The organism is Achromobacter sp. RW408 (genome assembly GCF_003184165.1).
Classification (GTDB): domain Bacteria; phylum Pseudomonadota; class Gammaproteobacteria; order Burkholderiales; family Burkholderiaceae_B; genus Achromobacter; species Achromobacter xylosoxidans.
This window is the reverse complement of the sequence record NZ_QHHO01000046.1, coordinates 213,990-233,403: the sequence shown is the minus strand read 5'-3', so window position 1 is coordinate 233,403 and position 19,414 is coordinate 213,990. Positions and strand designations below refer to the sequence as shown.

Annotated in this window: 15 protein-coding genes; 8 read left to right on the top strand and 7 right to left on the bottom strand. The window is 68.3% G+C overall.

Features of this window, described 5'->3' with window-relative positions; genetic code table 11:
* Window positions 1-13 precede the first annotated feature (13 nt).
* The 4 genes from DK459_RS11115 to DK459_RS11100 are packed head-to-tail and all read left to right on the top strand — an operon-like array spanning window position 14 to window position 4,271.
* On the top strand, window positions 14-1,795 hold the full coding sequence (locus DK459_RS11115; RefSeq protein WP_110134717.1) for an ATP-binding cassette domain-containing protein: 1,782 nt from the start codon (window positions 14-16) through the stop codon (window positions 1,793-1,795).
* Window positions 1,788-2,492, top strand: coding sequence for an ABC transporter ATP-binding protein (locus tag DK459_RS11110; protein ID WP_006387150.1), 705 nt, complete (start codon window positions 1,788-1,790; stop codon window positions 2,490-2,492). Before DK459_RS11115 ends, DK459_RS11110 begins: the two co-directional genes overlap by 8 nt.
* 19 nt (window positions 2,493-2,511) lie before the next feature.
* On the top strand, window positions 2,512-3,507 hold the full coding sequence (locus tag DK459_RS11105) for an NAD(P)H-quinone oxidoreductase (protein WP_110134716.1): 996 nt from the start codon (window positions 2,512-2,514) through the stop codon (window positions 3,505-3,507).
* On the top strand, window positions 3,504-4,271 hold the full coding sequence (locus DK459_RS11100; RefSeq protein ID WP_049073021.1) for an SDR family NAD(P)-dependent oxidoreductase: 768 nt from the start codon (window positions 3,504-3,506) through the stop codon (window positions 4,269-4,271). Before DK459_RS11105 ends, DK459_RS11100 begins: the two co-directional genes overlap by 4 nt.
* Window positions 4,272-4,332: 61 nt before the next feature.
* On the opposite strand, the gene DK459_RS11095 is transcribed toward DK459_RS11100, so the two are convergent.
* Both DK459_RS11095 and DK459_RS11090 read right to left on the bottom strand, forming a co-directional pair.
* On the bottom strand, window positions 4,333-6,534 hold the full coding sequence (locus tag DK459_RS11095; RefSeq protein ID WP_110134715.1) for a TonB-dependent siderophore receptor: 2,202 nt from the start codon (window positions 6,532-6,534) through the stop codon (window positions 4,333-4,335).
* A 284-nt stretch (window positions 6,535-6,818) separates the two neighbouring features.
* Complete coding sequence (locus DK459_RS11090) at window positions 6,819-7,793, bottom strand: pirin family protein (RefSeq protein ID WP_054443846.1); 975 nt, start codon at window positions 7,791-7,793, stop codon at window positions 6,819-6,821.
* Between the two features lie 118 nt (window positions 7,794-7,911).
* Between DK459_RS11090 and DK459_RS11085 the strand changes: the two genes are divergently transcribed.
* The gene (locus DK459_RS11085; RefSeq protein ID WP_006387145.1) at window positions 7,912-8,820 is read left to right on the top strand and encodes a LysR substrate-binding domain-containing protein; all 909 of its coding nucleotides are present in this window, start codon (window positions 7,912-7,914) and stop codon (window positions 8,818-8,820) included.
* Window positions 8,821-8,830: 10 nt separating this feature from the next.
* Here DK459_RS11085 and DK459_RS11080 read toward each other — a convergent pair whose 3' ends face one another.
* The 3 genes from DK459_RS11080 to DK459_RS11070 all read right to left on the bottom strand — a co-directional run bounded on the left by DK459_RS11080 (window position 8,831) and on the right by DK459_RS11070 (window position 12,267).
* The gene (locus tag DK459_RS11080) at window positions 8,831-9,808 is read right to left on the bottom strand and encodes a tripartite tricarboxylate transporter substrate binding protein (RefSeq protein WP_053497072.1); all 978 of its coding nucleotides are present in this window, start codon (window positions 9,806-9,808) and stop codon (window positions 8,831-8,833) included.
* Between the two features lie 63 nt (window positions 9,809-9,871).
* Window positions 9,872-11,383: an AMP-binding protein gene (locus tag DK459_RS11075; protein WP_024069790.1), complete on the bottom strand. Its 1,512-nt coding sequence runs from the start codon at window positions 11,381-11,383 to the stop codon at window positions 9,872-9,874.
* Window positions 11,380-12,267 (bottom strand): SDR family oxidoreductase, encoded by an 888-nt coding sequence (locus tag DK459_RS11070; protein ID WP_054448509.1) that lies wholly within the window; start codon window positions 12,265-12,267, stop codon window positions 11,380-11,382. Before DK459_RS11070 ends, DK459_RS11075 begins: the two co-directional genes overlap by 4 nt.
* A 118-nt stretch (window positions 12,268-12,385) precedes the next feature.
* Between DK459_RS11070 and DK459_RS11065 the strand changes: the two genes are divergently transcribed.
* Both DK459_RS11065 and acnA read left to right on the top strand, forming a co-directional pair.
* Entirely contained in the window at window positions 12,386-13,315 is a 930-nt protein-coding gene (locus DK459_RS11065) for a LysR family transcriptional regulator (RefSeq protein ID WP_024069792.1), read from the top strand.
* Window positions 13,316-13,619: 304 nt separating this feature from the next.
* Window positions 13,620-16,325, top strand: coding sequence for an aconitate hydratase AcnA (gene acnA / locus DK459_RS11060; protein ID WP_020928786.1), 2,706 nt, complete (start codon window positions 13,620-13,622; stop codon window positions 16,323-16,325).
* Between the two features lie 246 nt (window positions 16,326-16,571).
* Here the strand turns inward: acnA and DK459_RS11055 are convergent, their stop codons facing one another.
* Window positions 16,572-17,519, bottom strand: a complete 948-nt coding sequence (locus DK459_RS11055) for an OmpA family protein (protein ID WP_233256794.1) — start codon at window positions 17,517-17,519, stop codon at window positions 16,572-16,574.
* Window positions 17,520-17,686: 167 nt separating this feature from the next.
* Entirely contained in the window at window positions 17,687-18,580 is an 894-nt protein-coding gene (locus DK459_RS11050; protein ID WP_035182867.1) for a LysR family transcriptional regulator, read from the bottom strand.
* A 97-nt stretch (window positions 18,581-18,677) separates the two neighbouring features.
* Here DK459_RS11050 and DK459_RS30765 point away from each other — a divergent pair.
* A partial coding sequence (locus DK459_RS30765) for a TolC family protein (protein ID WP_199234277.1) occupies window positions 18,678-19,414 on the top strand: 737 nt, incomplete at its 3' end.

The following is a 19,414-nucleotide window of genomic DNA, read 5'->3' as shown; positions in this document are numbered from 1 at the left end:
CAAGGAGCGAGACGTGTTTCCCGACTTTCGAAGCCCCAAAGCCTACGTCAGCCTGATTCTGCTGATCGTCATGTTCATCGTGCCCGTCGCCACGGGCACGCCGTTCTGGACCAACCTGTTCGTCCTGCTGTTCGTCTTTTCCGCGCTGTCGGTGGCCTGGAACATCGTCGGCGGCTACGCCGGCCAGCTGTCGCTGGGCCACGCGGTGTTCTACGGCATCGGCGGCTACACCGCCACCCTGCTGACGCAGAACTTCGGCATCTCGCCGTGGTTCGGGATGCTGGCGGGCGCGGCCATCTCGGCGGCCGTGGCCATCATCATCAGCTATCCCACGCTGCGGCTGCGCGGGCCGTTCTTCGCGCTGGCCACCATCGCCATCCTGGAAGTGGTGCGGCTGCTGGTGATCCACGAGGAAAGCTGGACCGGCGGCTCCAGCGGCATCAGCCTGCCGCTGAACATCGGCTGGGCCTGGATCGTGTTCCGCGAGAAGATCAACTACGTGATCATCGCCTTCGGCCTGTTCCTGCTGGTGACCTGGGTGTCGTGGTACATCCGCAAGTCGCGCATCGGCCATTACCTGATCGCCATCCGCGAACGCGAGGACGCGGCGCTGGCGGTGGGCATCCACACGGTGCGCGTCAAGATCATCGCCGCGGTGGTGTCGGCCATGCTGACCAGCATCATCGGCACCTTCCACATCACCTACCTGACCTTCGTCGATCCCAGCTCGGCGTTCTCGCTGGAACTGTCGATCCAGGTGGCGATGTTCGCGCTGATCGGCGGCCTGGGCACGGTGGCCGGCCCCATCGCCGGCACCTTCCTGGTGCTGCCGATCGCCGAGCTGGCGCGCGGCTGGCTGTCCAGCGTGGGCAACGGCATGCACGGGCTGATCTACGGCCTGATCCTGGTGGCGGTGGTGCTGACCATCCCGCGCGGCCTGGCCGGCGCTTTCGGTCCGGCCATCGAGCGCGCCCTGGCGCGGCTGCCCTACCTGGGCACGCCGCGCGCCCGGCGCCAGCTGGTCGAGGCGGCCCGCCCGACCGACGCGGCGCGGCGCGAGCAGCCGGTGCTCAAGGCCGAGAACCTGTTCAAGAGCTTCGGCGGCCTGCGCGCCACCAACGACGTGTCGCTGACGCTGAACCAGTACGAGATCCTGGGCATGATCGGCCCCAACGGCGCCGGCAAGACCACGGTGTTCAACCTGCTGTCGGGCTTCCTGTCGCCGGACAAGGGCGCGGTGTCGATGGTCGACGCCAAGGGCAACTGGGTCTCTTGCAGCACGCCGGACCAGTTCGCCCACCAGGGCCTGGGCCGCACCTTCCAGATCGCCAAGCCGTTCACCGGCCTGACGGTGCTGGAGAACATCATGCTGGGCGCCTTCATCCGCACGTCCGACCGCGAGGAGGCCGAGCAGATCGCGCTCAAGGTGGCCGAGGAAACCGACCTGCTCAAGTACCTGAACACCGAGGCCCGCAGCCTGACGGTGGGCGGCATGAAGCGGCTGGAGATCGCCCGCGCCCTGGCGATCCGGCCGCGCATCCTGCTGCTGGACGAGGTCATGGCGGGGCTGAACCCCACCGACATCGAGAAGTCGATCAAGATGATCCGCCGCATCCGCGATTCGGGCGTGTCGGTGCTGCTGATCGAGCACATGATGCAGGCCACCATGGCGCTGTCGGACCGCATCATCGTGCTGAACGAAGGCGCGGTGCTGGTGAGCGGCGCGCCGAAGGACGTGGTCGAGAACCCCGCCGTCATCGAGGCCTATTTGGGCAAGGAGTACCAGGATGCTTAAGGTTTCGGATCTGTCGTCGGGCTACGGCAAGAGCCAGGTGCTCAACGGACTGAACTTCGAGGTCAATGCCGGCGAGATCGTGACGCTGATCGGCGCCAACGGCGCCGGCAAGACCACCACCCTGAAGACGCTGTGCGGCGTGGTTCCCGCCACCGCCGGCCGGGTCGAGTTCGAGGGCCGCGACCTGACCAACCGCACGCCCTACGACATCGTCGACGCCGGGATCACCATGATTCCCGAGGGCCGCCAGCTGTTCCCGCACTTCACGGTGCGCGACAACCTGCTGATGGGCTCGTACAAGCGCGCCGCCCGCCCCATCGTGCAGCGCAAGCTGGAGGAAGTGCTGCAGATCTTCCCGCGGGTGCGCGAGCGCCTGGGCCAATACGCCGGCTCGCTGTCCGGCGGCGAGCAGCAGATGGTGGCGATCGCGCGCGGCATGATGGCCGATCCCAAGCTGCTGGTGTTCGACGAGCCTTCGCTGGGCCTGTCGCCGCTGCTGGTGCAGCAGATGTTCGACATCATCCGCGACGTCACCTCGCACGGCGTCACGGTGCTGCTGGTGGAGCAGAACGTGTTCCGCACGCTGCGCCTGGCCGACCGCGGCTACGTGCTGGAGAACGGCGCCATCGTGCGCACGGGCACCGGCGCCGAGCTGCTGGCCGATCCCCATGTCAAGAAGGCCTATCTGGGCCACTGAAATCCGAAGGACCGCATTCATGTCTCTACGCTGCACATTCATCGACCACGGCACCGGCGGCGCGCCCGATTGCCTGCGCCTGGCCGAACGCGAGATGGCCGCGCCCGCCGGCCGCCAGGTGCTGATCGAGGTCGCCTACGCCGGCGTCAACCGCCCCGACGTGCTGCAACGCTCGGGCTCGTATCCGCCGCCGCCCGGCGCCTCGCCCTACCTGGGACTGGAGGTCGCCGGCACCATCGTCGCCGTCGGTCCCGAGGCCACGCGCTGGCAGGTCGGCGACCGGGTCTGCGCGCTGACGCCCGGCGGCGGCTACGCGCAGTACTGCCTGGCCGACGAACGCCACTGCCTGCCGGTGCCGCGCGGCCTGGACCTGCTGTCGGCCGCCGCCATCCCGGAAAACTATTTCACCGTCTGGACCAACGTGTTCGAACGCGCCCGCCTCGCGGCCGGCGAGAAGTTCCTGGTGCACGGCGGCTCCAGCGGCATCGGCCTGACCGCGATCCAGCTGGCGCGCGCCTTCGGCGCCGAGGTCTGGACCACGGTGGGCAACCAGGAAAAGGCCGAGGCCTGCCTGAAGGCCGGCGCGCAGCACGCGCTGATCTACCGCGACACCGACTTCGAGGCCGACATCCGCCAGGCCACCGGCGGCCAGGGCGTGGACGTGATCCTCGACATGGTCGGCGGCGCCTACATCAACAAGAACATCCGCCTGCTGGCGGTGAATGGCCGGCTGGTGCAGATCGCCTTCCTGGAAGGCAGCAAGGCCGAGATCGACGCCCTGCCCATCATGACAAAGCGGCTGTCGTTCACCGGTTCCACCCTGCGTCCGCGTTCCGACGAAGACAAGGGCGCCATCGCCCGGGCGCTGGCCGACAAGGTGCTGCCGCTGATGGAACAGGGGCGCTGCCTGCCGCTGATCCACCAGGTGTTCCCGCTGGAACAGGCGGCACAGGCCCATGCGCTGATGGAAAGCAGCAAGCACATTGGCAAGATCATGTTGAAGGTGCGGGCATGAGCGCGCGCTTCCAGGATCAGGTCATCATCGTCACCGGCGCCGTCGGCGGCATCGGTTCGGCCATCGTCGAGGGCTTCCTGGCCGAAGGCGGCAAGGTCGGGCTGATCGACTTCAATTCGCAGGGCGGCCAGGCCTACGAGAAGGAACTGAAAAAGCGCGGCCATGCCGTGACCTTCGTGCACGCCGACGTCTCGCACTTCGACCAGTGCCAGGCTGCGTATGACCGCATCACCCGCGACCTCGGCCCGGCCACCATCCTGGTCAACAACGTCGGCATCTCGCCCAAGACCGACGGCCGCGCGCTGAAGGTGTGGGAGATGACGCCGGGCGAATGGGACAAGGTGGTGGCGGTCAACCTGAACAGCGTGTTCTACATGACCCACCTGGCCACGCCGCACATGGTGCGCCAGCGCCAGGGACGCGTGATCAACATGTCGTCGGTGGCGGGCAAGGCCTATTGCGACATCGTCGCCGCGCACTACGCCGCCACCAAGGCGGCGCTGCTGGGCCTGACGCGCCACTGGGCCGCGGAACTGGGCGAACACGATGTCACCGTCAACGGCCTGGCGCCGGGGCGCATCAGCACGCCGCTGCTGAAAAGCGTGCCCAAGGAGATCAACGACGCGGTGGCCGAGGTCACCGCGCTGCGCCGGCTCGGCACGCCCGAGGAAGTGGCCGACGCCTGCCTGTTCTTCGCGTCGGACCAGGCGCGGTTCGTGACCGGGCAGGTGCTGGACGTGGCGGGCGGCTGGCTGATGACCTAGACCGCCGGGGCGTTGCCTTTCCTGGCCTGCGCGGCGCCCGCCTGGCGGCGGGCATCCGCGCTCAGAAGTCCATGCTGGCGCTCAGCGAGAACGTGCGCGGGCCGCCCAGCACCAGGTAGCCGTTGCCCGGGTAGCCGCCCACCGACGACCAGTAGTTGCGGTTGGCGATGTTCTCGACGCGGGCGCGCAGCGTCACCACGTGGCCGTCGACGTCCATCATGTAGCGCAGGCCGGCGTCGAAGCGGGTCCAGCCGGGCACCTTGAGGGTGTTGGCGTCGTCCGCATAGGAGGCGCCGGTGTAGACCACGCGCCCGTCCACCGTCAGGCCCTGCACGCCGGGAATGTCCCATTCCGCGCCCAGGTTGGCCTGGAAGCGCGGCACGCCGATGACGCGGTTGCCGTCGATGGCGCTGTTGCCGGTGGAGCGCTGCTTGGCGTCCAGGAAGGTCATGCCGCCCAGCACGCGCACGCGATTGACGGGTTCGCCGAACACCGTCAGTTCGATGCCCTGGTGGCGGTCCTTGCCGGAGGCGGTGAATGCGTTGCTGGCGTTGTAGGCCGCGCGCGGCTTGTCGGTGGAGAACAGCGCCAGGCCGGCGCCCAGGCCGCCGCCGTCGTACTTGACGCCGATCTCCTTCTGCTTGGACACGTAGGGCTGCAGGCTCTGGCCGGCGTTGGGCACGGGCTTGCCGTTGGCCGTCTGCGGCGCCGTATCGCCGGCCACCAGGGCTTCGATGTAGTTGGCGTACAGCGACACGCTCGGCGCCACCTTGAAGACGATGCCGGCGGCCGGCGAGTTGCGGCTGGCGTCGTAGGCGCTTTGCTCCTTGCCGGTGTTGTAGGCGTAGTCACGCTGCGACAGGCGCTGGTGGCGGATGCCCAGCGTCAGCAGCACCTTGTCGTCCAGGAACGACATGGTGTCGCCGAACGCATAGCTGCTCAGGCGGGTGCGGCCCTGCAGCGCCGGATCGTCCAGGTCGTTGCCGAACAGCGCCTTGGAGCCGTAGGCGGGACGGTCGTAGCTGACCGGGTCGTAGATGTTGGTCGGGAAGGTGTTCAGGTAGTCCATGACGTACGCGTTCTTCTTCTTGAGATCGAAGAAGGACGCGGACGCGACGAATTCGTGGCCGACCGGACCGGTGCGCACCTTGGCGCGCAGGCCCAGTTCGCCCGTGTTCACGCTGTCTTCACGGGTATTGTCGAAACGGTAGAAGTTGCCGTCGCCCGTGCTGCCATTGGTCACGGTGACGTTGCCGAGCGAATTGGCCTCGTCGCTGCGGCGCATGCCGAAGGCGGCCCAGCCGGTCAGCTTGTCGCTGAAATCGTGCTCGGCGCGCACCGTGCCGAACACATCGCGTTCGTTCGAGTACGACCAGGGTTGGGCGTAGTTGGAACTGGCATCCGGAGCGTCCGGCACGCTGGTCACGCCGCGCAGCGTGACGTTCGGCCGCGCGCGCTTGAGCTTGTTCTCCTGCCAGCCGATATCCGCCGACAACCGCGTGTCGGCCGAGCGCCAGTCCAGGCCCAGCGACACCAGGCTGGTGCGGGAATGTTCGTCATCGATGCCGGTGTCGCCGCTGCGGTTGGCCACGTTCAGGCGGATGCCGGTGCTGTCGTCCGGCCCGAAACGGCGCGCGATGTCGGTCGACACGGAGAACTGGCCGCCGCCGGACACGCCGGTGGTGAAGCGGGTGAGCGGCTCGTTGGGCGCGCGCTTGGGCACCAGGTTGATGACGCCGCCGATGCCGCCGCCACTGGGCGCCGCCCCCGTCAGGAAGGCCGACGCCCCGCGCAGCACTTCGACGCGCTCGAACAGTTCGGTGGCGATGTACTGGCGCGGCAGCAGGCTGTACAGGCCGTTGTAGGCCACGTCATCGGAGCTCAGGATGAAGCCGCGGATGAAGTACGACTCCTGGAAGTTGCCGAAGCCCCGCGCCACGCGCACGCCGGCATCGTTCTGCAGCACGTCGCCGACGCTGCGCGCCTGCTTGTCCTGGATCAGCTCGTTGGTGTAGCTGGTGACGCTGAACGGCGTGCTCATGATGTCTTGCGTGCCCAGCACGCCGACGCGGCCGCCGCGGGCCACCTGGCCGCCGGCATAGGGCTGGGCCAGGCCGCCGGCCGAGGCGTCGGCGCTGGCCTCGACTTTGATCGCTTCCATCGAGACGACGGAACCGTCGGCGGCGGGCGCGGCGGACTGGGCGTGGACGATGGCGGTGTACGGCAGGGCCGCAACCACGCACGCAAGAGTTCGTATTTTCATATCGGGAGTCAGTAGACGGGCGCTTCGCGAGAAGCTGGGAATCGCAAAAATCCCGATGGGGGGTCACGCGGGTAACGGCTTGCCACTCGAACTGCGGCAGGGCCGGTCGTGCCGGCCTTGTCGAGCCCGTTCACCATGGGAGGGATTGAGATCGTGCGTTTTGAATTCTATATAAAGAGAAATCATTCTCATTGCGTCCCTTATATAGAAAGCCATTTTGTTGCCATCACACAACAGATCTGTCCCCTATCCTGACAGCCCGCTGTCACCGGGCGGCGCCTTGCTCAGCCCGGCACGCCGCTCTCCTGGCGCAGCTGGCCGAAGTCGCCCGCTTCGTAGGCCGCGACGGCCTGCGCCAGGGCGCGCGCGTCCGTCATGACGAAGGGGCCGCGCTGGATCACCGGCTCGTCGATGGCCGCTCCGGCCACCAGGATGAAGTGCGCCGGCGCGCCCGCCGCCAGGAGTTGAAGAAAGCCGTCGCGGTCCGCCGTGGCGGTCAGCGCCGCGCCCGGGGGCAGGACGGCGAAATCGGGATCGGCCGCGCGCCGATCGGTCGTCGCCGCGCGCCCGGCGGGGCGGAACCGTGCCGCCGGAATGACCGGCGCCGCTTCTACCGGCGGTCGCGGCGGCGGCGTGGTCTCATGCCGTGCCCGCACGCCCACTTCCCCCTGCGCCGCGTACAACCAGGCGTTCCAGCCCGCCGGCAGCGGCACCAGGCGCGACGCTCCCGGCCGCAGCCAGCCGTCCAGGATGAGCAGCGGCTCGGGCGTCGCCAGCGGCGCGTCCCAGCCGTCGTAGCGGCCCGACACCACCCGCACCCGGCCCGCATCGCTTTGCAGCACCGGCATTTCCCAGCCCCGCACCAGCGTTGCCGATGGTGGCATCGATTTCAGTCGCGCCGGCAGGTTGACGTACAACCGCAGGCCATTGAGCCGCGCCGCGCCCACCAATTCGTGGCCGTGCACGATGCCGCGACCTGCCACTGTCCAGTGCAGGTCGCCCGCCCGGGCTTCGTGTTCGTTGTCCAGGCTGTCGCGGATGCGCAGGCCGCCTTGGGTGTCTTCCAGCAGCAGCGTCACCGTCGATATGCCGGCGTGAGGGTGCGGCGCGACCGCCGGCCCGGTCATGATGAAGTGGTCCACCAGCACCAGCGGCGACATGCCCTGGGGGAAATCGGAATGCCGAAAATGCCGGTACGAACAGATGTCGCCCTCGGGTTCGAACGGGCGGGCGACGGGCGGGCTGAGGCGGATGGTCAAGGATGTATGGCCTGATGACAAATTGGCGCAGAGCTTATGGGTTCCGCCATCGGCACAGTAGAGCCAAATTTCAGGAATAATTGTCCTGCGCTACAGGACAATCACTCGCCCAGCCCCCATGCATTCCTATATCCATCACCTCGACGATCTGCTGCTTTTCACCGAGGTGGTGGAAAAAGGCGGCTTTTCCGCCGCCGCCCGCGTGCTCAACATGCAGCGCTCCAAGCTCAGCCGGCGCGTGGCCGAGCTGGAGGCGCGCCTGGGCCTGCGGCTGCTCCAGCGCAACACGCGGCGGGTCTCGCTCACGCCCATGGGTGAACAGATCTACGTGCATGCGCTGGCGATGGCGCGCGAGGCCCGCAGCGCCTTCGACCTGGCGGCCGCCATGGGCGACACGCCCAGCGGCCTGCTGCGCATGACGGCGCCCTCGGCGCTGGCGGTGACGCTGCTGGGCGAACTGGTGGCTCGCTTTTGCCTGCAGCATCCCGGCGTGCGGGTGCTGCTGGACACCCGCGACCAGGTCATCGACCTGGTGGGCGAAGGCTACGACCTGGCCTTCCGCGCCCAGGGCGCCTCGCTCACCGACTCGCGGCTGGTGGCGCGCGAACTGGCGCCGGTGCCGCTGATCCTGGTCGCAGCCCCCGCCATGGCCCGGGCCGCGCCGCGCCATCCGCGCGACCTGAACGCGCTGCCGCTGCTGGCCCATGCGACCCAGGACAGCCCGCAGAGCTGGCACTTCGTCGGCCCGGCGGGCGAGGCCGAATCGATCGAATTCCGCCCCCGCTGCCTCAGCAGCAACCTGGCGGCGCTGCGCGAAATGGCGCGCGCCGGACTGGGGGTGGCGCTGCTGCCGCACTACCTGTGCGCCGGCTCCCTGGCCAAAGGCGACCTGGCGCAATTGCTGCCCGCCTGGCGCGCCGCGCCGGCACGCATCTACGCCGTCATGCCCGCCCGCCGCGGCGCGCCCTTGGCCTTGCGGCGCTTCCTGGATTTCGCGGCCGCCGAAATGCCGGCGTTGCTGGCCTGACGCGCGCCTCTCAATCCAGGCGGATATGGTTGGCCTGGATCACCCCATTCCAGCGCTCGCGATCCTCGGCCAGATAGGCGTCGACCTCGGCCTGGCCGCGCGGCGCCTGGATCACCAGGCCTTGCGCCTGGAAGCGGTCGCGGAAATCCGCCTGGCGCATCACCGCGGCCACGGCCTCGCGCAGCCTGTCCGCCTCGGCCGGCGGCGTGCCGCGCGGCACGGCCACGCCGAACCAGGTCGCGGCGCGAAAGCCGGCGAACCCGCTCTCGGCCACGGTGGGCACGTCAGGCAGCACCGGCAGCCGCTGGGCGCCGGTCACGGCCAGGGCCTTGATCTTGTTCTCGCGAACCAGCGGCAATGACGTGCTGATGACGTCCACCATCAGCTGGGTGTCGTTGGCCATCAGCGAACTCAATGCCGGCGCGCTGCCGTTGTAGGGAACATGCGCCACGTCGATGCCGGTGCGCGACTTCAGCAGTTCGGTCGCCAGTTGCAGCGGATTGCCGATACCCACGGAGGCATAGTTCAACTTGCCCGGGCGGGCGCGGGCGTAGTCGACGAATTGCGCCAGCGTCGAGGCCGGCACGCTGTTGTTGGCGACCACCACCAGCGGCAATTCCGCCACCACCGACAGCACCCGGAAGTCCCGCTGCGCGTCGTACGAGATCTTGCGATAGAGCATGGGGTTGAGCACCATGCTGGCATTGCTGGCCAGGAACAGCGTGTAGCCATCGGGCTGGGCCCGCGCCACTTGCGTGGCCGCGATCATCGTGTTGGCGCCCGGCTTGTTTTCCACCACCACCGGTTGCGCCAGTTCCTGCGACAGCCTTTCGGCCAGCACTCGCGACAACAGGTCGGCCGCGCCGCCCGGCGTATACGGCACGACCAGCTTGACCGGCCGCTCCGGAAACGCCGCCTGGGCGGGCGATACGGCGGCCATGCACAACAGCAGCGCGGCCGCGGCGCGGCCTATCCCAGAATTCTTCATGAACATGCTTGTCTCCCCTGTGGTGATGGCGTACGGCCCGGGATGCGCGCCGCCTTGGTATTCCTAGACCTTCCTGTCGCGCTCGGCCCAGAACGCGTCGCGCAGGCGGCGCTTGGCGATCTTGCCGTTGTCATCGCGCGGCAGGCTCTGCCGCAACCGCAATTCGCGCGGCACCTTGTAGCGCGCCACCCTCGTGGACAGCCAGCGCAGCACTTCCTCGGGCGCCAGCGCGGTGTCCGCCGCCGGCTGAACCAGTGCCAGCAAGCGCTCGCCGAACTCGTCGTCAGGCACGCCGAACACCGCGCAATCGGCCACGCCCGGGTACTGCGTCAGGTGGTGTTCGATTTCCGCGGGATAGATGTTCACGCCGCCGGAGATCACCATGTCCGATTCGCGGTCGCACACGAACAGGTAGCCGTCGTCGTCCAGGTAGCCCAGGTCGCCGAGGCCGATCAATCCATCGCGTTCGATCCGGCTGCGCGCTTCCGGGTTATTGCGGTAGGTGAAGTCGGCGTAGGCCGGCTGGCGCACATGGATGCGGCCGATCTGGCCGGGCGCGCAGAGCGCGCCGTCGTCGCCGTAGATCCGAATCTGCGCGCCGCCGATCGGCCGGCCGGCGCTGCCCGGCCGGGCCAGCGCTTCGTGCGAATCGATGACCGTCACCATGCCGGCCTCGCTGGAGGCATAGGTCTCGTGGATCACCGGCCCCAGCCAATCGATCATGGCGCGCTTGAGCGCCGGCGCGCAGGGGGCCCCGGTCGAGGCCACGAAGCGCAGCGAAGACAGGTCGAAGGCGGCGCGCTGGGCCGGATCCAGCTTGAGCAGGCGCACGTACATGATGGGCACCAGGTAGACCGTGTCGATGCGATGGCGCTCGATCAGGCGCAACACCTCCAGCGGATCGAACCGCGGCGCCAGCACCAGGGTCTCGCAGACCCGCAGCGCCACCTGGGCGAACACGCTGGGCGCGCTATGGTAGACCGGCGCGGGCAGCAATGCGCGGCAGCCGGGCCGCAAACCGTACGCCTGCTCCACCACCGCCTCGACCGCCGCCAGCCGCTGCGCCAACTGGTCCAGCGGAAACGGCGCGCGCACCACGCCCTTTGGCCGGCCGGTGGTGCCGGAGGTATAGGCCATGTGGCCGCGCGGCGCGACCACCGGGCCGTCGTAGGGCGCCTGCGCCTCGCGCCAGCTGGCGTAATCCTCGGACACGGCAGCCGCGCCCACGCGACGCGACGGCAGGTCCGCCGGCAGCGCCGCCCTGGCGGCCTGCCACAAGTCTTCCTCGGCGATCAGCAGGCGCGCGCCGCTGTCGCGCACCAGGTAGGCAACCTCGTCGGGCGTGTAATGCCAGTTGATCGGGCAGTAATAGCAGCCCAGGCGCTTGCAGGCCTGGATGATCTCCAGGTAGGGCATGCCGTTGCGCAGCAGCACCGCCACCACGTCGCCCTGCCCGATCCCCATGGCCGCCAGGCCCGCCGCGACCTGCTCGCCGCGGCGCATCAGGGCCGCGCGGTCCAGCTGGCAGTCGCCGGCGATGATGCGGCCGGCCCCTTGCGTGACGGATGCGCTCATGCCTGGCCCGCCGGGCGTTGCGCCTTGTCGGCGGCGGTGCGCGCCTCGATGGCGGCGCGCGCGGCGGCCCAATCGTCGTCCGACCAATCGAAATACTGCTTGAAGTACGCGCCATTGGCCAGGTAGTCGCCACCGTCCAGGGCGATGGTCTGGCCGTTGATCCAATCGTTGCCCGGCGCCAGCAGGAACGCGGCCAGTTCGCCGATATCCTGGCCCTGCCCCAGCCGCTGCATCGGATTCTGCTTCACCAGCGCGTCGGTGCCGCTGTCGTTGGGCCGCAGCCGCGCCGATGCGCCCTCGGTCGGGATGACGCCCGGCGCAATGGCGTTCAGGCGGATGCCGCGCCGGCCCCATTCGACGGCCAGCGATTTGGTCATGGCGTCGATGCCGGCCTTGGACATGGCGGACGGCACCACGAACGGCGAGCCGGTCCAGACCCAGGTCACGACAATGGACACCACCGCCCCGGACGCGCCGCTGCCGATCCAGCGCTTGCCCACGGCCTGGGTCATGTAGAACGTGCCACGAAAGACCGTGTCGGCGATGGCATTGAAGCCCCGTTCGGACAGTTTTTCGGTGGGGCTGATGAAATTGCCGGCGGCATTGTTCACCAGCGCATCCAGCCCGCCATGCTGGTCCCAGATGCGCGCCACCATCGCGTCCACCGCGCCGGCGTCGCGAATGTCGACCGGATGGACGTGGACCTGGCCGCCGGACTCGCCCCGCAGCGCCTGGGCGGCCTGCTCCAGCACCGCCAGGCGGCGTCCGCACAGGTGCACGGTGGCGCCCAGCGCCGCCAGCTGGCGGGCCATGGCATAGCCCAGGCCGGTGCCGCCGCCGGTGATCAGGATGCGCTGGCCCTGGAACAGGTCGGCGCGGAACATGGTTTGCCGCATGGGGTGTCTCCTTGGTTTTTTTTCAGAATATCCACGAACCCTTTCCGCGACAATCCTTCAGGATGGGTAAACTCTGTTTCCTCACAGGCAACAATGAAGACTGCCCATGACCACCCCGCCCGTGCTCGACCTGAACCTGATCCAGCTGTTCGTGACGATCGTCGAGGCCGGCACGCTGAGCGAGGCGGCGCTGCGCCAGGGTGTGACGCGCTCGCATGTGAGCCGCAACCTTCAAAAGCTGGAGCGGGCCTTCGGCGCGCAGTTGATCCGCCGCACCACCCGGCGGCTGGAACTGACGCACGAGGGTAGCGTCCTGTACGACCATGGCGCCCGCATGGCGCGCGAAGTGGAATCGGCGCGCCATGCCCTGCAGAAGCTGGGCGCCGAGCCCACCGGCCACGTGCGGCTGAGCCTGCCCACCGGCCTGGGCGAACTGGACATGCTGCGGCCCCTGCTGGTGCGCTTCGCCCTGGAACACCCCAGCCTGAGCCTGCGGGTGCTGTTCTCGAACCGCGTCAGCGACCTGATTTCTTCGGAGATCGACGTGGCGCTGCGGGCCATCTCGGTGCCGCCGCAAGACTATGTGGCGCGCGAACTCGGCCGCATCAAGTGGCACCTGTGCGCCGCGCCCGAGTACCTGGCGCGCATGGGCATGCCGGCCCATCCCCGCGACCTGGGGCGCTTCGATTTCCTGGGGCCGCCCGGCGCCCGCCCCCAGGCAACGCTGCGCCTGCGCGGCAAGGGCCAACCGCATGAAGTCAAGCTGGCCACTCGCCTGCAATCCGAGTATTTCCCGTTCCTGGCCCAAGCCGCCCGCGAAGGCGCGGGCGTGGCGCTGTTGCCGGCCTACATCGTGCGTCCCGACCTGGAGGCCGGGCGCCTGCTGCAGGTGCTGCCCGCCTACCAGGCCGAAGGCCCGGGCGACAAGCTCTATATCCTGACCTCGCCAACCCCTTATCCCTCGAGCGCCCAACGCGCCCTGGTCGATTTCCTGAAACGGGAACTGGAACCCCTGCTGCGCACCTTCCTGGCCTGAGCGGGGGGCTGCCACCCGGTGGCGCGCCACGGCGGCGGCCCTCCGTCCCCCGCCATGCGCTTGTAGGACTTCTTTGTTAAAAAACGGGGGACTTGCAGGGATGGCGCGGCTGCCGCACAGTAGGGGTTTGCGCGGCCGCCGCGCAACCCGCAGGCCGGCGCGGGCGGGAACTTTGACGCGCCCCTCAAGTCTTATATAAGATATAAGACATAGACCGAACCCGCGCCGCTGTCGCCCGGAATGACAAACGCGCCGAAACGCCTGAAAATGCCGGCTTTACGCGGGCAAAACCACGGAGTCCATCATGCCGCACAACACCCTCGATACACTCAAGAATTTCAAGATCGGCAACAAGTCCTGTCAGTACTATTCGCTGCCGGCGCTGGGCAAGGCCCTGGGCATCGACGTGCAGCGGCTGCCGGTCTCCATCCGCATCGTGCTGGAATCCGTGCTGCGCAACTGCGACGGCAAGAAGGTCACCGAGGAACACGTGCGCCAGCTCGCCAACTGGCAGGCCAACGCCAAGCGCGAGGATGAAATCCCGTTCGTGGTGGCCCGCGTGGTGCTGCAGGACTTCACCGGCGTGCCGCTGCTGGCCGACATCGCCGCCATGCGTTCGGTAGCCGACAAGATGGGCAAGAGCCCCAAGAGCATCGAGCCGCTGGTGCCGGTGGACCTGGTGGTGGACCACTCGGTCATGATCGACTACTTCGGCACCAAGAATGCGCTGGACCTGAACATGAAGCTGGAATTCAAGCGCAACCAGGAGCGCTACCAGTTCATGAAGTGGGGCATGCAGGCCTTCGACACCTTCGGCGTGGTGCCCCCGGGCTTCGGCATCGTCCACCAGGTCAACCTGGAATACCTGGCGCGCGGCGTGCACCAGGACAAGAAGAACAACGTCTACTATCCGGATTCGCTGGTGGGCACCGACAGCCACACCACCATGATCAACGGCATCGGCGTGGTCGGCTGGGGCGTGGGCGGCATCGAGGCCGAGGCCGGCATGCTGGGCCAGCCGGTGTACTTCCTGACGCCTGACGTGGTCGGCGTGGAACTCAAGGGCAAGCTGCGCGGCGGCGTCACCGCCACCGACCTGGTGCTGACCATCACCGAAATGCTGCGCCGTGAAAAAGTGGTCGGCAAATTCGTCGAGTTCTGTGGCGAAGGCACGGCCAGCCTGTCGGTGGCCGAACGCGCCACCATCGGCAACATGGCGCCCGAGTACGGCGCCACCATGGGCTTCTTCCCGGTCGACGGCCGCACCATCGACTACTTCCGCGGCACCGGCCGCACCGAAGACGAAATCGCCGCGTTCGAGGCCTATTTCAAGGCCCAGGACATGTTCGGCGTGCCCGCCGCCCAGGACATCAACTACACCAAGCTGCTGACGCTGGACCTGTCCACCGTGGCGCCGTCGCTGGCCGGCCCCAAGCGCCCGCAGGACCGCATCGAGATCGGCAACGTCAAGAGCACCTTCATCGACCTGTTCTCCAAGCCGGTCGCCGAGAACGGCTTCAACCAGCCGGCCGAGAAGCTGCAGCAGACCTTCACCACCAGCACCGGCACCAAGGTCAAGAACGGCGACATCCTGATCGCCGCCATCACCTCGTGCACCAACACGTCCAACCCCAGCGTGCTGCTGGCGGCGGGCCTGCTGGCCAAGAAGGCCGTCGAAGCCGGCCTGAAGGTGCCCAAGCACATCAAGACCTCGCTGGCCCCCGGATCGCGCGTGGTCACCGAATACCTGACCAAGACCGGCCTGCTGCCCTACCTGGAGAAGCTGGGCTTCGACGTGGCCGCCTACGGCTGCACCACCTGCATCGGCAACGCCGGCGACCTGACGCCCGACCTGAACGAGGTCATCACCAGCAACGACCTGGTGTGCTCGGCGGTGCTGTCCGGCAACCGCAACTTCGAGGCGCGCATCCACCCGAACATCAAGGCCAACTTCCTGGCCTCGCCGCCGCTGGTGGTGGCCTACGCCCTGGCCGGCACCGTGACGCGCGACCTGATGACCGAACCGGTCGGCCGCGGCAAGAACGGCGACATCTGGCTGGGCGACATCTGGCCGACCACCGAGGAAGTCGAGGCGCTGCTCAAGTACGCGCTGGACCCCAAGGCGTTCGAGGCCAACTACGGCCAGGTCAAGAGCAACCCCGGCAAGCTGTGGGAGAACATCAAGGGCGTCACGGGCGAGACCTACAACTGGCCCGACTCCACCTACATCGCCGAGCCGCCGTTCTTCGAGGGCTTCGGCATGACCCCGGGCGCGATGCCGACCGTCAAGAACGCCCGCGCGCTGGGCGTGTTCGGCGACTCGGTCACCACCGACCACATCTCGCCGGCGGGCTCCATCAAGGAGACCTCGCCCGCGGGCAAGTGGCTCAAGGAAAACGGCGTCATGAAGGCCGATTTCAACAGCTACGGCTCGCGCCGCGGCAACCATGAAATCATGATGCGCGGCACCTTCGCCAACGTGCGCATCAAGAACCTGATGATCCCGGCGCGCCCCGACGGCAGCCGCTTCGAGGGCGGCGAAACCCTGTTCCAGCCCACCGGCGAACAGATGTCGATCTACGACGCGGCCATGAAGTACGTGGCGGCGGGCACCCCCACCGTGGTGTTCGGCGGCGAAGAATACGGCACCGGCTCGTCGCGCGACTGGGCCGCCAAGGGCACCCAGCTGCTGGGCGTCAAGGCCGTCATCACGCGCAGCTTCGAGCGCATCCACCGCAGCAACCTGGTGGGCATGGGCGTGCTGCCGCTGCAGTTCAAGGGCAGCGACAGCGTGCAGTCGCTGGGCATCACCGGCGAGGAAACCTACGACATCTCGGGCCTGGAGAACGGCATCAAGCCGATGCAGGACGTGACGCTGACGATCACCCGCAAGGATGGTTCGAAGCAGGACGTGACGCTGCTGCTGCGCATCGACACCCCGATCGAGGTCGACTACTACCAGCACGGCGGCATCCTGCCCTTCGTGCTGCGCCAGCTGCTGGCCGCGTAACGCCCGGGCCGCAAAGGCAAAGCCCCTGGAACCGCGAGGTTCCAGGGGCTTTTTCATCGCCGAGCCGCCTCAAGATGAAAAATGCCCCCTCGGGGGGCAGCAAGCCGAAGGCGCGGCGTGGGGTCCCTTTTCATCGCCGAGCCGCCTCAAGATGAAAACGCCCCCTCGGGGGGCAGCAAGCCGAAGGCGCGGCGTGGGGGCCCTTTTCATCGCCGAGCCGCCTCAAGATTAGGCAGGCTCACCGCGTCATTGCGCGACCAATTCGACCCGCCGGTTCTTGGCGCGGCCGGCCTCGGCGTCGTTGGCCGCCACCGGCGCCAGCGAGGCCACGCCGCGCGCCGACAGGCGCGCGGCCGGGATCTTGTAGTCCGCTTCCAGCGCCTTGACCACGGCGTCGGCGCGCTTTTGCGACAGCTCCAGGTTGCCGGCCAGCGTGCCCTGGTTGTCGGTGTGGCCGACCACGTAGACCTTCAGCTTGGGGTTGGCGTTGAGCAGCTTGCCCATCTCGTCCAGCGCCGCCTTCGATTCGGCCTTGACCTCCGCCTTGTCGGTATCGAAGTACACGCCGTAGACCGCGACGCGGCCCGATTCGGCCAGTGATTTCTGCATGGCGGCCATGTCCAGCACCTTGACCTGGCCGGTCTGCATGGGCTTGGTCTCGATCACCTGCTGGAACACCGGCGTGATGTTGTTGGAGCTGTCTTCCATCACGTCCAGGAACACGTAGATGTCGCCAGTGGGCGCCTCTTTCTTTGCCAGCACGACGTAGTACTTGCCGCCGAACGCGGCGTCGCCCTGGCCGGGCTGGCTGACCTTGCCGCTGTTCAGGACGAACGACTGGAAGTCGCCGCCGCACTGCTCGTCGCCCTTGCATTCGAACACGGTCTTGAAGCCGCCGGCCTGCAGCGCGCCCTGGTAGTTGCGGTAGACCTCCAGCGCCGACTTCTTGCCGTCGATGCGATAGGCGATGCGCGTCAGCTTGCCTGCCAGCGTCAGGCCCTTGGCCTCGGATTCCCGCGCGACGGGCCGGTCGGGCATCAAGGCTTCGTCGTAGTCCTTGTGTTCGTAGGCGCGGATCTCGGCGCCCTCGAAGCGGGTCAGGGCGGGATGGTCGCGCGAGCCCTCGACGTCCTCGGCCCAGGCCGGCGATGCCGTCAGCGTGGCGGCGACGATGGCCAGACTCGCGACTTTCACGATATGCGCTTTCACGATCTCTACACTCCCGGCCGGCAGGCACCGGCATGCGTCCAGAACAAGGAAACGCCCGCGATGCGGGCGGCAGCCATTATGCATAGACGGTCCACCGTTTGGAACCGCATCGGGTAACCAAACGTTGGTCGCGGTGACCAACGCCGACAGCGTCACCGGCCGCTGATCGCCAGGCTGATCCGGTGCACCATCTGCCGGATGGCGCGATGGGCCGGGTCTTCGTTGAAGCGCGGATGCCAGGCCTGCGAGATGGTCACGGCGGGGGTGTCGAAGGGCAAGGCGCGCATCTGCAGATCGTCGCGCAGGTGCAGCGTGAGCAGGTCCGGCACGGTGGCGACCAGATCGGATTTGCGGGTGATCGCCAGCGCCTCGGCAAAGGAATGCGTGACGGCGCTGATATGGCGCGCCAGGCCGACCTTGCCCAGTTCGATGTCCACCGGACCGCTCAGCACGCCGCGGCGCGAGACCGTGGCGTGGCGCGCCCTGGCAAAGCGTTCGGGGGTGAGCTTGCGATGCCGCGCCAGGGGATTGGCCGGCCGGAACACCGCCACGAAACGATCGGGAAACAGGCGTTGCCGCACGATCTCGGGCCCCATGTCCTCGATCACGCCGATGTCCAGGTCGATGGCGCCTTCGCGCAGCGACAGCACGTCCTGCTTGCCCTGCGAGATGAAGCGCACCGTGACCCGCGGCGCCTCTTTGGCCAGCGTGTCGAGCAAGGCCGGCCCGAGCGTGCTGACGGCGCCGTCGTCGGCGCGGATGGTGAACACGCGCCGCAGGGTCTTGAGATCGAAGGCGGCATCCTGCGCCAACAGTTCCCGGGCCTGCGCCACCAGGGCGCGCACCGGTTCGCGCAGGGCTTCGGCGCGCGGCGTCGGCACCAGGCCGCGCCCGGCCCGCACGAACAGCGGGTCGCCCATCATGCGGCGGATGCGCTCCAGCGTGCGGCTCATGGCGGGCACGCTCAATTGCAGGCGTTCGGCGGCGCCGGTGACGCTGCCCTCGGCCAGCAGCGCATCGAGCGCGACCAACAGGTTCAGATCCATCAGTTGCACCAAACGCAAGTATTAGTTATCAGCTTGTCCATATACGCAACTGTAGCGCAGCGGCACCATGGCGGCCAGTTCAACACGGAAGCACGCCATGATTCACTCAAAACGGTATCGCCCCGACGCCCGGCCCGCGCGCCGCATGCGTTTGCGGCATGCCCCGCTCGCCGCCGCGCTGGCGGCGCTTGTCGCCGTCGCGGGATGCGCAAGCCACGACGGCCTGCGCCCCGCCGGCAAGCCCCTGGACCTGGCCGCGCTGGATGCCGGCCAGGATATCGCCGCCGCCGTCCGCGACACGGCCGACGACGCCGCGCCCTGGTGGCGCGCGTGGGGCGACGATCAACTCGACCGCCTGATGGCGGATGCGCTGCGGCAGGCGCCGGGCGTGCGGGCCGCCCAGGCCCGCCTGGGCCAGGCCGAAGCCGTCTTCGGCAGCGTCGACGCGAACCGCCAGCCGACACTGGACGGCAGCGCCACCATCACCGCCGACCGCTACCCCGGCCATTACACCTACGGCGCCCCCTACGCCGACAACACCGGCGGCAGCGGCTCGCTGCTGGCTTCGCTGCGCCTGCGCCTGGACATCTGGGGCAAATGGCGCGCGCTGGCCGATGCCGCGCGGCTCGATGCCGAAGGCGCGGCGCTGGCCCATGCGGATGCGCAACTGGCCTTGCAACAAGGCATCGCCGCCGCCTACCTGCGCCTGGACGCCGCCTTCCGGCTGCACGAGCTGGCGCGGCAACAGCGCGAGCGGCAGCGGCAAGCGCTGGAATTGCACCAGACGCGCCGCCAGGCCGGCCTGGGCAGCGACGCCCCCGTCGCCGACGCCCG

What these genes read in the sequence shown, in the direction of transcription:
- DK459_RS11110 (WP_006387150.1), top strand. Translation starts at nt 1,788, where the DNA reads ATGCTTAAGGTTTCGGATCTGTCGTCGGGCTACGGCAAGAGCCAGGTG.
- DK459_RS11105 (WP_110134716.1), top strand. Translation starts at nt 2,512, where the DNA reads ATGTCTCTACGCTGCACATTCATCGACCACGGCACCGGCGGCGCGCCC.
- DK459_RS11100 (WP_049073021.1), top strand. Translation starts at nt 3,504, where the DNA reads ATGAGCGCGCGCTTCCAGGATCAGGTCATCATCGTCACCGGCGCCGTC.
- DK459_RS11095 (WP_110134715.1), bottom strand. Translation starts at nt 6,534, where the DNA reads ATGAAAATACGAACTCTTGCGTGCGTGGTTGCGGCCCTGCCGTACACC.
- DK459_RS11085 (WP_006387145.1), top strand. Translation starts at nt 7,912, where the DNA reads ATGCATTCCTATATCCATCACCTCGACGATCTGCTGCTTTTCACCGAG.
- DK459_RS11080 (WP_053497072.1), bottom strand. Translation starts at nt 9,808, where the DNA reads ATGAAGAATTCTGGGATAGGCCGCGCCGCGGCCGCGCTGCTGTTGTGC.
- DK459_RS11075 (WP_024069790.1), bottom strand. Translation starts at nt 11,383, where the DNA reads ATGAGCGCATCCGTCACGCAAGGGGCCGGCCGCATCATCGCCGGCGAC.
- DK459_RS11070 (WP_054448509.1), bottom strand. Translation starts at nt 12,267, where the DNA reads ATGTTCCGCGCCGACCTGTTCCAGGGCCAGCGCATCCTGATCACCGGC.
- DK459_RS11065 (WP_024069792.1), top strand. Translation starts at nt 12,386, where the DNA reads ATGACCACCCCGCCCGTGCTCGACCTGAACCTGATCCAGCTGTTCGTG.
- acnA (WP_020928786.1), top strand. Translation starts at nt 13,620, where the DNA reads ATGCCGCACAACACCCTCGATACACTCAAGAATTTCAAGATCGGCAAC.
- DK459_RS11050 (WP_035182867.1), bottom strand. Translation starts at nt 18,580, where the DNA reads ATGGATCTGAACCTGTTGGTCGCGCTCGATGCGCTGCTGGCCGAGGGC.